11 protein-coding genes, 1 tRNA gene and 1 pseudogene are annotated in these 12,039 nt (G+C 62.6%); 8 read left to right on the top strand and 5 right to left on the bottom strand.

What is annotated here, in order from left to right; all coding sequences use genetic code 11:
• Positions 1 to 5: 5 nt before the first annotated feature.
• The 4 genes from ACZ5KU_RS01590 to ACZ5KU_RS01575 form a co-directional block, all read right to left on the bottom strand.
• The gene (locus ACZ5KU_RS01590) at positions 6 to 266 is read right to left on the bottom strand and encodes a DUF2164 domain-containing protein (RefSeq protein WP_054058011.1); all 261 of its coding nucleotides are present in this window, start codon (positions 264 to 266) and stop codon (positions 6 to 8) included.
• Positions 266 to 904 (bottom strand): imidazole glycerol phosphate synthase subunit HisH, encoded by a 639-nt coding sequence (gene hisH, locus ACZ5KU_RS01585; protein ID WP_054058012.1) that lies wholly within the window; start codon positions 902 to 904, stop codon positions 266 to 268. The genes ACZ5KU_RS01590 and hisH overlap by 1 nt, the downstream gene beginning before the upstream one ends.
• Positions 904 to 1,497, bottom strand: a complete 594-nt coding sequence (gene hisB, locus ACZ5KU_RS01580; RefSeq protein WP_017903926.1) for an imidazoleglycerol-phosphate dehydratase HisB — start codon at positions 1,495 to 1,497, stop codon at positions 904 to 906. The genes hisH and hisB overlap by 1 nt, the downstream gene beginning before the upstream one ends.
• 135 nt (positions 1,498 to 1,632) lie before the next feature.
• Entirely contained in the window at positions 1,633 to 3,294 is a 1,662-nt protein-coding gene (locus tag ACZ5KU_RS01575; RefSeq protein ID WP_464736762.1) for an OFA family MFS transporter, read from the bottom strand.
• Positions 3,295 to 3,683: 389 nt separating this feature from the next.
• Between ACZ5KU_RS01575 and ACZ5KU_RS01570 the strand changes: the two genes are divergently transcribed.
• From ACZ5KU_RS01570 to ACZ5KU_RS01545, 6 genes and pseudogenes are all read left to right on the top strand, one after another.
• Entirely contained in the window at positions 3,684 to 5,906 is a 2,223-nt protein-coding gene (locus ACZ5KU_RS01570; protein WP_464736761.1) for an AsmA family protein, read from the top strand.
• A complete protein-coding gene (gene mutY / locus ACZ5KU_RS01565; RefSeq protein WP_464736760.1) occupies positions 5,903 to 6,970 on the top strand; it encodes an A/G-specific adenine glycosylase in 1,068 nt (355 codons plus the stop codon). Before ACZ5KU_RS01570 ends, mutY begins: the two co-directional genes overlap by 4 nt.
• Positions 6,967 to 7,239 carry an oxidative damage protection protein gene (locus ACZ5KU_RS01560; protein ID WP_054058016.1) on the top strand — a complete coding sequence of 91 codons (273 nt, stop codon included), beginning with the start codon at positions 6,967 to 6,969 and terminating at the stop codon, positions 7,237 to 7,239. The genes mutY and ACZ5KU_RS01560 overlap by 4 nt, the downstream gene beginning before the upstream one ends.
• A gap of 103 nt (positions 7,240 to 7,342) precedes the next feature.
• Positions 7,343 to 7,418, top strand: a tRNA-Phe gene (locus ACZ5KU_RS01555).
• Positions 7,419 to 7,701: 283 nt separating this feature from the next.
• Positions 7,702 to 7,893: pseudogene (locus ACZ5KU_RS01550) on the top strand (PDDEXK nuclease domain-containing protein); the annotation flags it as partial.
• Positions 7,894 to 7,994: 101 nt separating this feature from the next.
• On the top strand, positions 7,995 to 8,390 hold the full coding sequence (locus tag ACZ5KU_RS01545) for a hypothetical protein (RefSeq protein WP_054058017.1): 396 nt from the start codon (positions 7,995 to 7,997) through the stop codon (positions 8,388 to 8,390).
• Positions 8,391 to 8,495: 105 nt separating this feature from the next.
• On the opposite strand, the gene gabP is transcribed toward ACZ5KU_RS01545, so the two are convergent.
• Entirely contained in the window at positions 8,496 to 9,887 is a 1,392-nt protein-coding gene (gene gabP, locus ACZ5KU_RS01540; protein WP_054058018.1) for a GABA permease, read from the bottom strand.
• A gap of 532 nt (positions 9,888 to 10,419) precedes the next feature.
• Between gabP and ACZ5KU_RS01535 the strand changes: the two genes are divergently transcribed.
• Both ACZ5KU_RS01535 and ACZ5KU_RS01530 read left to right on the top strand, forming a co-directional pair.
• Positions 10,420 to 11,193, top strand: coding sequence for an ABC transporter ATP-binding protein (locus ACZ5KU_RS01535; RefSeq protein WP_017901599.1), 774 nt, complete (start codon positions 10,420 to 10,422; stop codon positions 11,191 to 11,193).
• Positions 11,194 to 11,206: 13 nt separating this feature from the next.
• Positions 11,207 to 11,962 (top strand): ABC transporter substrate-binding protein, encoded by a 756-nt coding sequence (locus ACZ5KU_RS01530; protein WP_054058019.1) that lies wholly within the window; start codon positions 11,207 to 11,209, stop codon positions 11,960 to 11,962.
• The last annotated feature ends 77 nt before the right edge of the window (positions 11,963 to 12,039 follow it).

The following is a 12,039-nucleotide window of genomic DNA, read 5'->3' as shown; positions in this document are numbered from 1 at the left end:
GGAAATCAGTTTTTCTCGAGCGCCCACAGGTCGCTTTCGATGCTCTCGAACCTTTCCTTAAGGTGCGTCTGCACATCGAAAATCGCCCTGTTGTAATAGTGCGGAGCAATTTCGCGGGTAAACAGTTCGAGGACTTCAGCCGCCTCGAACGAACCCAGGTCCAGCTCGAAGCGATCCTCCATGAACCGCTTGATCTTGCGGCAAGCCTCGCTTTCCTGTTCGGGAGTCAGCGTCAACAACGGCGGCTTGCCCTTCTTCGCGGCCATTACCAACGGCCGTCCCAGGCGGCGAAGTTCTGCAGCAACTGCAGGCCATGGGTGTGGCTCTTCTCCGGGTGGAACTGCACGGCGAAACGCGAGCCATCGGCCAGCGCCGCGGCGAAATCGACACCGTAGTGACCGTTGCCCACCACCTGCCGCGGATTGCCGGCGGCGATGTAGTAGCTGTGCACGAAATAGAACCGTGCCAGGTCCGGAATGTTGTGCCACAGGGGGTGATCCACCGCCTGCTTCACTTCGTTCCAGCCCATGTGCGGGACCTTCAGGTGCGCGCCGTCTTCCTGCAGGTCCTTGCCGAAGAACTTCACCTGGCCGGGGAACAGGCCGATGCAGTCGACGCCCTCGTTCTCCTCGCTGCGATCGAGCAAGGCCTGCATGCCTACGCAGATGCCGAGGAACGGCCGGTCCTGGCTGACTTCATGCACCAGCGAGTCGAAGCCCAGGCGACGAATCTCCGCCATGCAGTCGCGAATTGCGCCGACGCCGGGGAAAACCACCCGGTCCGCCTCGCGAATCACCGCCGCGTCGCTGGTGATCAGCACCTTGCCGGCACCGACGTGCTCGAGGGCCTTGCCCACCGAGTGCAGGTTGCCCATGCCGTAATCGATAACCGCGACTGTCTGCATCAGAGCACGCCCTTGGTGGAGGGCATCTGCCCGGCCATGCGGTCATCCAGCTCGACGGCCATGCGCAGGGCGCGGCCGAAGGCCTTGAAGACGGTTTCGATCTGGTGATGGGTGTTGTGCCCGCGCAGGTTGTCGATGTGCAGGGTGACGTTGGCGTGGTTGACGAAGCCCTGGAAGAACTCCTGGAACAGGTCGACGTCGAAACCGCCCACGGTGGCGCGGGTGAACGGCACGTGCATCTGCAGGCCGGGACGGCCGGAGAAATCGATGACCACGCGCGACAGCGCTTCGTCCAGCGGCACATAGGCATGGCCGTAGCGGCGGATGCCCTTCTTGTCGCCGATGGCCTTGGTGAAGGCCTGGCCGAGGGTGATACCGACGTCTTCCACGGTGTGGTGGTCGTCGATATGCAGGTCGCCCTTGCTTTCGATATCCAGGTCGATCAGCCCGTGACGGGCGATCTGGTCGAGCATGTGTTCAAGAAAAGGCACACCGATATCGAATCGGGCCTTTCCGGTGCCATCCAGGTTGATCGAGGCTTTGATCTGGGTTTCCAGGGTGTCGCGCTCGACGGACGCCTTACGTTCGGCCATCACCAGCTCCGCAAAATCATTGGGCGAAAAAGGCGATCATTATAGGCGTGCGGACGGTAAACAGAAACATGGAAGGTGAGTTCCCTGACGGGCTGAAACCAGCACCGTCAGGGCTATACCTGTCAGGACAACCGCTTAGTGGAACAGTACGGCGGTCTTTTGCAGGGTGATCCAGACACCCCAGGCCAGCGGAATGCCCACCACCAGCCAGGCGGCAATCGCCAGGGGCTTGCTGCCCGGTGCGGCTTTCCACTCCAGCACGGTGCTGCCATCGGCGCCCTTGTCATGACCCAGCGCCTGTTCGGCGGCCAGTTCGGCGTCGGTCATGAAGTACTTGTCGGCCACCGGACGCACCAGCAGGTTGCAGATGAAACCCAGCACCAGCAGGCCGGCGAGAATGTACAGGGTGATGTCGTAGGCGGCAGCCCGTGGTACACCGATGCTCAACTGGTACTCGCGCAGGTAGTTCACCAGCACCGGACCGAGCACGCCGGCCGCGGCCCAGGCGGTCAGCAGGCGACCGTGGATCGCACCGACCATCTGCGTGCCGAACAGGTCCGCCAGGTAGGCCGGCACCGTGGCGAAACCGCCGCCGTACATCGACAGGACCACGCAGAATGCCGCCACGAACAGCGCGACGCTGCCCAGGTGACCGAGGCTCGGTACCGAGGCGTAGAGCGCGAAGCCCAGAGCGAAGAACACGAAGTAGGTCGCCTTGCGGCCGATGTAGTCGGAGAACGAGGCCCAGAAGAACCGGCCACCGATGTTGAACAGGCTCAGCAGACCGGTGAAGCCGGCGGAGATCGCGGCGATCTGCGCCAGTTGCGTGGCGTCCAGCTGGCTGAAGCTCAGGTCGTTACCCAGCAGCTTGCCGGCGAACACTTCCTGCAGCAGCGGCGAAGCCATGCCAAGGATGCCGATGCCGGCGGAAACGTTCAGGCACAGTACCAGCCACACCAGGCGGAACTGCGGGGTTTTCCAGGCCACGTTCACATGCACGTGGCGGTTGGTGATCATCGCGTTGCTGGTCTTCTTCGCCGGCGCGGTCCAGCCCTCGGGCTTCCAGCCGGTTGGCGGCACGCGGTAGGCCAGAGCACCGCCGATCATGAAGACGAAGTAGATCGCCGCCATGGCGACGAAGCTCTGCCACACGCCGACACTGGTCGGCGAAGCGAAGTGGCCCATCAGCGCGGTCGCCAGCGGCGCACCGACCATCGCACCACCACCGAAGCCCATGATCGCCATGCCGGTAGCCATGCCACGCTTGTCCGGGAACCACTTGATCAGGGTCGAGACCGGCGAGATGTAGCCCAGGCCCAGGCCGATACCGCCGATCACGCCCGAACCGAGCCACATCAGCCAGATCTGATGGGTATGGATGCCCAGCGCGGAAATCAGCAGGCCGCCGCACCAGCACAGCGCCGAAACCACACCGGCCTTGCGCGGCCCGGCGTGCTCCAGCCAGCCACCCCAGATCGCCGCCGAGCAGCCGAGGAAGATGAAGAACAGGGTGTAGATCCAGCCGAGCATCGAGATCGGCCAGTCGCATTGCGACGAGAACACCTGCTCGAAAAAGCCGATATCCGCCCCACAGGTGACCGGGGCGGTGATGCCCAGGGCCTTGGACAGTGGCAGCCAGAACACCGAGAAGCCATAGGCCATGCCGATGCACAGGTGAATGGCCAGGGCGGCCGGTGGAACCAGCCAGCGGTTGAAACCGGGCTTGGCGATGATGCGTTCCTTGGACAGGAACGCCGGCTCGGCGGCAAGGCTGCCCGCCGTAATGCTAGTGCTCATTGGTGTTTTCCCCCATTGGAATTGTGGTCCGCCGGACACACCTCATTCCCAACCTTCGTGCACGCAGGCGTGGTCGTTTTATTGAAATGAAGCTCCGAAACGCGACAATAGGCCGCAGATAGACAGGCGAACTGCGAGAGATTACCACTTGCGCGTTACAGATAAAGCAAACTGATATCGTCTTTTGCAATCAAACTGCACCGCAGTGCCACTTCCGCTCCGCGGGAAATGATTTTGCTCTCCCCTTGCGCGAGCGGGCGGGCTGGCGATGACGCCCACAGATGCTCCGGGCGAGTCACAATCGTCAACAACCTAGCGCCAACCGAGCATGCTCGTAGCGTTATACTCGCCAGCTGACTTCAAATTCGACTCAACACAAGGATTCGCCCATGAAAGCGTTCGGCAAAATCCTGGGTCTGGTACTTCTCGGACTGTTGCTGATCATCGTGGCGCTGGGCTTCGCGCTCACCCACTGGTTCGATCCCAACGACTACAAGAACGAGATTCGCCAGATAGCCCGCGACAAGGCCCACATCGAGCTGACCCTCAATGGTGACATCGGCTGGAGCCTGTTCCCGTGGCTGGGCCTGGAACTGCATGACGCCAGCGTGGCGACCCTGAACAACCCGAGCAAACCGTTCGCCGATCTGCAGATGCTCGGCCTGTCGGTGCGTGTCCTGCCACTGCTGCGCCGCGAAGTGCAGATGAGCGACGTGCGCGTCGAGGGCCTGAACCTGATGCTCAACCGCGACAAGGACGGCCACGGCAACTGGGAAGACATCGGTCGGCCGTTGCCGAGCACGACAGCGGCCGGCACGGCGGAACAGGCCACCGGCACGTCACAGGGTGGCGGCAGTGCCGAGGCCGAAAAGCCCTCGCAGCCGATCCGCATGGACATCGACAGCCTGACGGTGAACAACGCCCGGGTCGAATTCAACGATGAGAAGACCGGTCGCCAGATCACCTCGGAAAGCATCCAGCTGAGCACCGGACCGGTTCATGAAGGCAAGGAAATCGCGGTCAAGCTGACGGCGTTCTTCGGCACCAACCAGCCGGTACTGCGGGCCCGGACCGAACTGGGCGGCAACCTGCGCTTCGACCGCGCCCTCAAGCGCTACCAGTTCGAAGACATGCGCCTGAGCGGCGAAGCCTCGGGCGATCCGCTGCAGGGCAAGAGCCTGACCTTCTCGATGCAGGGGCAGTTGCTGGTGGACATGGCCGCCAATATCGCCGAGTGGACCAGCCTCAAGCTGTCGGCCAACCAGTTGCGCGCCATCGGCGAACTCAAGGCCCGTGACCTCGACAAGACCCCGCAGGTCAGTGGCGGCCTGTCGATTGCCCAGTTCGACCTGATGAAGTTCCTCGACAGCATCGGCCAGCCACTGCCACCGGTGGCCGATGGCAGCCTGAGCAAGGTCGAGCTGGTGACCCGCCTGAGCGGCACGCCGAGCAGCCTGGAACTGAACAACATCAACCTGAAACTCGACGACAGCACCTTCAGCGGCCGCGTTGCCGTCGAAGACTTTGCCAAACAGGCCCTGCGCGTACAGCTCAAGGGCGACAAGTTCGACGCCGACCGCTACCTGCCGGCGAAGTCGGCCGATGCCGACAGCGCCTCGAAGGCGCGCCAGGCCGAGGTCCAGAGCAGCGAAGCGAATGCCGTCGGCGGCACCACGCCGCTGCCCGACTCACCAACCAAGGGTGCCTGGAGCAACGACCGGCTGCTGCCGATCGAGCGCCTGCGCAGCCTCGACGTGGACGCCGACGTGAGCTTCGACCAACTGACCCTGAAGAAGCTGCCGATCGACAACGCCGCCCTCAAGGCCACCGGCCAGGGCGGCCTGCTGACCCTCGCCAGCCTGCGCGGCGAGCTCTACAACGGCAGTTTCGACAGCAAGGGCAGTCTCGATGTCCGCAATGACACACCGCGACTGAACCTGCAGACCCGGCTGAACCGGGTGCCGGTCGAACGCGTGTTGCAGGCCCAGGGACAGAAGCCGCCGATCAAGGGCGCGATCACCCTCGACAGCAACCTGAGCGGTACCGGCAACAGCGAAAAGGCGCTGGTCGACAGCCTCAACGGCACCGCCAGTTTCGTCCTCAACAACGGCGTGCTGCTCAACGCCAACCTGGAACAGCAGCTCTGCACCGGTATCGCCCTGCTCAACCGCAAGACCCTGAGCAGCGAACCGCGCGGCAAGGACACTCCATTCCAGGAACTCAAGGGCAGCCTGAGTATCCGCAATGGCGTCGCCAGCAACCCCGACCTGAAAGTCCGCATCCCCGGCCTGACCGTCAACGGCAACGGCGACATCGACCTGCGGGTGCTGGGCATGGACTACCGCATCGGCGTCATCGTCGAGGGCGACAAGAGCGACATGCCGGACCCGGCCTGCCAGGTCGGCGAGAATTTCGCCGACATCGAGTGGCCGTTGCGCTGCCGCGGTCCGCTGGAGCTGGGCGCCAAGGCCTGCCGCATCGACAAGGACGGCCTCGGCCAGGTGGCCGCACGTGCGGCCGGTAACAAGCTGAGCGAAAAGATCGACGAGAAACTCGGCGACAAGGTCAGCCCGGAACTGAAGAACGCGATCAAGGGGCTGTTCAAACGATGAGAGCCGAGCAGTTTTCCACGGCGGTGCTGGACTGGTACGACCGCCACGGCCGTCATGACCTGCCCTGGCAGCAGGACATCAACCCTTACCGGGTATGGGTGTCGGAAATCATGTTGCAGCAGACCCAGGTCAGCACCGTGCTGAACTACTTCGACCGGTTCATGGCTTCATTGCCGACCGTCGAAGCCCTGGCGGCCGCGCCGGAAGATGAAGTGCTGCACCTGTGGACCGGCCTGGGCTACTACACCCGGGCGCGCAACCTGCAGAAGACCGCGAAGATCGTCGTCGCCGAACATGGCGGCGAATTCCCGCGGGATGTCGAGAAGCTCACCGAGCTGCCAGGCATCGGCCGCTCCACCGCCGGGGCCATCGCCAGTATCAGCATGGGCATCCGCGCACCGATCCTCGACGGCAACGTCAAGCGCGTGCTGGCCCGCTACACCGCCCAGGAGGGCTACCCGGGCGAGCCCAAGGTGGCGAAACAGCTGTGGGCCAGCGCCGAGCTGTTCACGCCGCAGACCCGGGTCAACCACTACACCCAGGCGATGATGGACCTCGGTGCGACGCTGTGTACCCGCAGCAGGCCCAGTTGCCTGCTCTGCCCACTGGAGAGTGGTTGCGAAGCCCACAAGTACGGCCTGGAGACCCGCTACCCGATCCCCAAGCCGCGCAAGAGCGTGCCACAGAAGCGCACGCTGATGCCGCTGCTGGCCAACCGCGAAGGCGCCATCCTGCTTTACCGCAGGCCGTCCAGCGGCCTCTGGGGCGGCTTGTGGAGCCTGCCGGAGTTGGACGACCTGGACGACCTGCCGCACCTGGCCCTGCAGCACTCGCTGGAGCTGGGGCCGCAGCAGGCACTGCCGGGCCTGACCCACACCTTCAGCCACTTCCAGCTGGATATCGAGCCCTGGCTGGTGCGGGTCGAGGAGTCCGCGCACCACGTGGCCGAGGCCGACTGGCTCTGGTATAACCTCGCCACCCCGCCGCGCCTGGGCCTTGCCGCCCCGGTGAAGAAGCTGCTCAAGCGCGCAGCCGACGTTTTGAATGCAGGAGAGTCGTCATGACCCGCACCGTAATGTGCCGCAAGTACCACGAAGAACTGCCAGGCCTGGATCGCCCACCGTATCCGGGTGCCAAGGGCCAGGACATTTTCGACCACGTCTCCCAGAAGGCCTGGAGCGACTGGCTGAAACACCAGACCCTGCTGATCAACGAGAAGCGCCTGAACATGATGAATGCGGACGACCGCAAATACATCCAGGGCGAGATGGACAAGTTCTTTTCCGGCGAGGATTACGCCAAGGCCGAAGGCTACGTTCCACCGGCTGAATGATCCCGTGTTTTCGAGGCTTGAGTCGTAAGCGACGGTAATAATTAAAAATTTTTTGAAATCTTGCTTGACGCATCCTCGAAAAACGCTTTTAATGCGCCCCGTTGCCCAGATAGCTCAGTCGGTAGAGCAGGGGATTGAAAATCCCCGTGTCGGCGGTTCGATTCCGTCTCTGGGCACCACTAATTACTTCAGGTGGTGTCAAAGCCAGCTGAAACAAAAACCCGCCCAGTGCGGGTTTTTTATTGCCTGGGATTTGCTAGCGTCGGCTTCTGACATCAGCGTCGACGAAACCTGCCGAGGTTTCGCGACCAACGCCAGGAAAACGCCTGAGGACAGCTTCCGGCTGCTCCGCAACGCTGTGCGCTGCCAACAGCATCACCACGCCCTTCATCGCGACTCTTCTACAAAGCTTTCCCAACGTGTGACGCATTGCGCCACGAATTGAGCTGGACCCGCTACCGTCCGAACGACGGACCGACGGTCCGTATCATCCTGTGTTCGAAGAAAGACGAGTCGCTGGTCCGTTATTCGGCCCTCAACGGACATGAGCAACTATTCGCCAGCAAGTACGAGCTGATACTGCCAACGGAGGAAGAGCTGCGCACGGAGCTGGATCGTGAACGAGCGGTGGCGACTCAAAAGCTGCTGCGCCAGAAACGCCAGCAACCTTGCCCCCTCGACAAAATGCACTTTGGCATTCCCCCGGTTCACTGGGATAATTCGCGCTTGTTCCCTTTTTCAAAGCACCGCAGCCCATGGCATCCCAGAACAAGCAACACAAACGCGCACAACGGGCGAAAGCCAAGGCCAAGCAGAACCGTGTCCGTCGCGCCAGCGAGCCGGCCGAGTCGCTGCCGGTGGACGACGATCGGATCGATCTCGAATCGGTCGACCTGACCGACCTGTTCAAGAGAATGCGCGACGCCGAAGCCACCAGCCAGCAGGCCATGTGCCGCGTCTTCCTGGAAGACCCGCTGCTGGAATTGGTGGTTGAACAGGAGGGTGACGAGGGTGCGACGGACTTCATCCTGTCGGCGCTGCTCGAGTACCGTCAGTGGTCCACAGAATGCACCGAAGAGGCCGCATTGGCCTGGATCGAGAGCCCGGCCTTCCAGGCCGACTATGTGGCAGCCTCGCAGGCCCTGCACTAGACCACGGAGCAGGAGAGGCGCCCTTCAGGGCTCCTGGGACATCGCCAGCAGGTTGGCCTGCTGGCGACAGAGCCCCTGGCAAGGGGCCCAGGCAAGCCAGTGCGCTTAGTTCAGCACCACACGCCCGGCCTTATCCAGCCGACGCCGACGCGACACCAACAGCCCCGCCGCCACCACCAGGATGCTCAGCAGACCGGTAGCCAGCACTTCCACGCGATGGGCGTCCTGGAACAGCATCACCGTCAACACCGCAACGATGAACGCGATCACTGCCCAGGTCAGGCCCGGGAACAGCCACATCTTGAAGTCGATCGTCTCGCCCTTGGCGACCCGCTGACGACGCATGCGCAGTTGCGACACGGCGATCACCAGGTACACCAGCAGCGCGATCGCGCCCGAACTGGCCAGCAGGAACTCGAACACCGCCGCCGGCGCAACGTAGTTGGCGAACACCGCGAGGAACGCCGCCCCGGTCGACAGCATCACCGCCCAGTAGGGCGTGCCGCTGGCATTGGTGCGCTTGGACATCGCCGGTGCATCACCGCGCTTGCCCAGGGAGAACAGCATCCGCGAAGCGGTGTACAGGGCCGAGTTCAGGCAACTGGTCACGGCAACCAGCACCACCAGGTCGACGATCAGCTTGGCGTTCGGGATACCCATGCGATCCAGCACGGTCTGGTAGGAACCGACAGCCGCCAGGCTCGGGTCATTCCACGGCACCAGCGACACCACGATGAAGATCGACACCAGGTAGAACAGGCCGATCCGCCAGATCACCGAATTGGTGGCCTTGGAGATCTGCTTGCCCGGATCCTTCGATTCGGCAGCGGCAATGGTCACGATCTCGGTGCCCATGAACGAGAACATGGTGGTCAGCATGGCTGCCAGCACCGCCCCCAGGCCGTTGGGCATGAAGCCCACGGTGTCGACCAGGTGCGAGACGCCGCTGACCTGGCTGGTCGGCAGCAGGCCGAGGATCGCCAGGATACCCAGGGCGACAAAGCCGATGATCGCCACCACCTTGATCAGGGCGAACCAGAACTCGAACTCGCCGTAGTTCTTCACACTGAACAGGTTGGTCACGGTCAGCAGCAGGGTAATGACCAGGGTAAAGGCCCAGATCGCCACATTGGGGAACCAGGCATGCAGGATCGTCGCGGCGGCGTTGGCCTCCAGCGGGATCACCAGCACCCAGAACCACCAGTACAGCCAGCCGATGGTGAAGCCGGCCCAGTGCCCGATGGCGCGGTCGGCGTAGGTCGAGAAGGAACCGGTATCGGGAGAGGCCACGGCCATCTCGGCCAGCATCCGCATCACCAGTACCACCAGCGCACCCGCTGCGGCATAGGCCATCAGCACGGCCGGCCCCGCTTCGGCAATCGCATGCCCGGAACCGACGAACAGCCCGGCGCCGATCACCCCGGCGATCGACAACATCGTCACATGCCGGGGCTTGAGCCCTTGCTCCAGATTGTTGGAATTATGCGTACCGCTCATTGGGAGATTACCTGTGCAATGAAGAGCTATTCATTCCACCCCGCGTTACCGACCACCTTGTAAAAGGAACTCAACGGGGCGTGTTTTATTTTTTACGCAAATTTTGCGCCAAAATATTACAAGCCCCCGGCTCCCGGGGCCCGGGCAGCCGACCGAAGGACAATCGCAAGTCCTTGAGATTAATGGCTATTAGCCAGAACGTTACCGAGCCACCCAGATTCAGACCCGCCGGTCGCACCGGAAACAGGCAAAATTTGTCCACGCGCCCCATTTGAGGGCGAAGCAATGTCCGTTGAGCCGGTTTACCCTTCCAACCCTCGGCCAAAGCTGGCAACATCGCGCCCTTTTTGACGCGACGGTCAAGGTAAAGACGGATCAAACGGGTGTTCGGTTGTTGATGGGGCGACAGTCTGCTGTGCCGATGCGACAACCTGCCACGGCACCGACCTACCCCGTTCGAACCCTATGCTAGCTTGGCGCTCGCCAGGAAGGCAGCCAACAGCAGGAGCGCAATGAACAATGAGGAACGCACATGGCTGAGGCCACGCCCGCGCTTGAAATCCGCAACTTGCACAAACGCTATGGTGAGCTGGAGGTACTCAAGGGTATCTCGCTGACCGCCCGTGACGGTGATGTGATCTCGATCCTCGGCTCCTCAGGGTCCGGCAAGTCCACGTTCCTGCGCTGCATCAACCTGCTGGAAAACCCGCACCAGGGCCAGATCCTGGTCAACGGCGAAGAACTCAAGCTCAAGGCCGCGAAGAACGGTGAGCTGGTGGCCGCCGACGGCAGGCAGATCAATCGCCTGCGCAGCGAAATCGGTTTCGTGTTCCAGAACTTCAACCTCTGGCCGCACATGACCATCCTCGACAACATCATCGAGGCCCCGCGCCGGGTGCTCGGCCAGAGCAAGGCCGAGGCCATCGAGATCGCCGAAGCGCTGCTGGCCAAGGTCGGCATCGCCGACAAGCGCCACGCCTACCCCGCCCAGCTTTCCGGCGGCCAGCAACAGCGAGCGGCCATCGCCCGTACACTGGCCATGCAACCCAAGGTCATCCTGTTCGACGAGCCGACCTCGGCCCTCGACCCCGAGATGGTCCAGGAAGTGCTCAACGTGATTCGCGCCCTGGCCGAAGAAGGCCGTACCATGCTGCTGGTCACCCATGAGATGGGCTTCGCCCGCCAGGTATCCAGTGAAGTGGTGTTCCTCCACCAGGGCCTGGTGGAAGAACAGGGCACGCCGCAGCAGGTCTTCGAGAACCCGCAGTCGGCGCGCTGCAAACAATTCATGTCCAGCAACCGCTAACGGAGCAACACGCATGCAGACCTGCAAAAAAATCCTCCTGGCCGCTGCCGTCTCCATGGCCTTCAGCGCCAGCGCCCTGGCCGAGACCCTGAAAATGGGCATCGAGGCCGCCTATCCACCGTTCAACAACAAGGACGCCAGTGGCCAGGTCGTAGGCTTCGACAAGGATATCGGTGACGCCCTGTGCGCCAGGATGAAAGTCGAGTGCACCGTCGTCACCTCCGACTGGGACGGCATCATCCCGGCCCTGCAGACCAAAAAGTTCGACTTCCTGATCTCCTCCATGTCGATCACCGACGAGCGCAAGCAGGCGGTCAACTTCACCGACCCGTACTACTCCAACAAGCTGCAGTTCATCGCAGCCAAGAAAGACACCGACTTCAAGACCGACAAGGCCTCGCTCAAGGGCAAGATCATCGGCGCGCAGCGTTCGACCCTGGCCGGCAGCTGGCTGGAAGACCACCTGGGCAGCGATGTCACCATCAAGCTCTACGATACCCAGGAAAACGCCTACCTCGACCTGCAGGCCGGTCGCCTGGACGCCATCCTGGCGGACAAGTACGTCAACTACGAGTGGCTGAAGAGCGACGCCGGCAAGGCCTACGAATTCAAAGGCGACCCGGTGGAAGAAAGCGACAAGATCGGCATCGCCGTGCGCAAGAAGGACGACGCCCTGCGTGAGCGCCTGAACGCCGCACTGAAGGAAATCATCGCCGACGGTACCTACAAGAAGATCAACGACAAGTACTTCCCGTTCAGCATCCTCTGACCCGCCCCGATGGCCGGCACCCCGAAGGGCCATAGAGCCCGACGGGTGCCGATCGTCCCCAAGCAAAGCCTGCCTTG

Source organism: Pseudomonas sp. Tof1, assembly GCF_055390395.1.
Note: the sequence above shows the minus strand (reverse complement) of the source record. Positions and strands in the feature narration are given on the sequence as shown.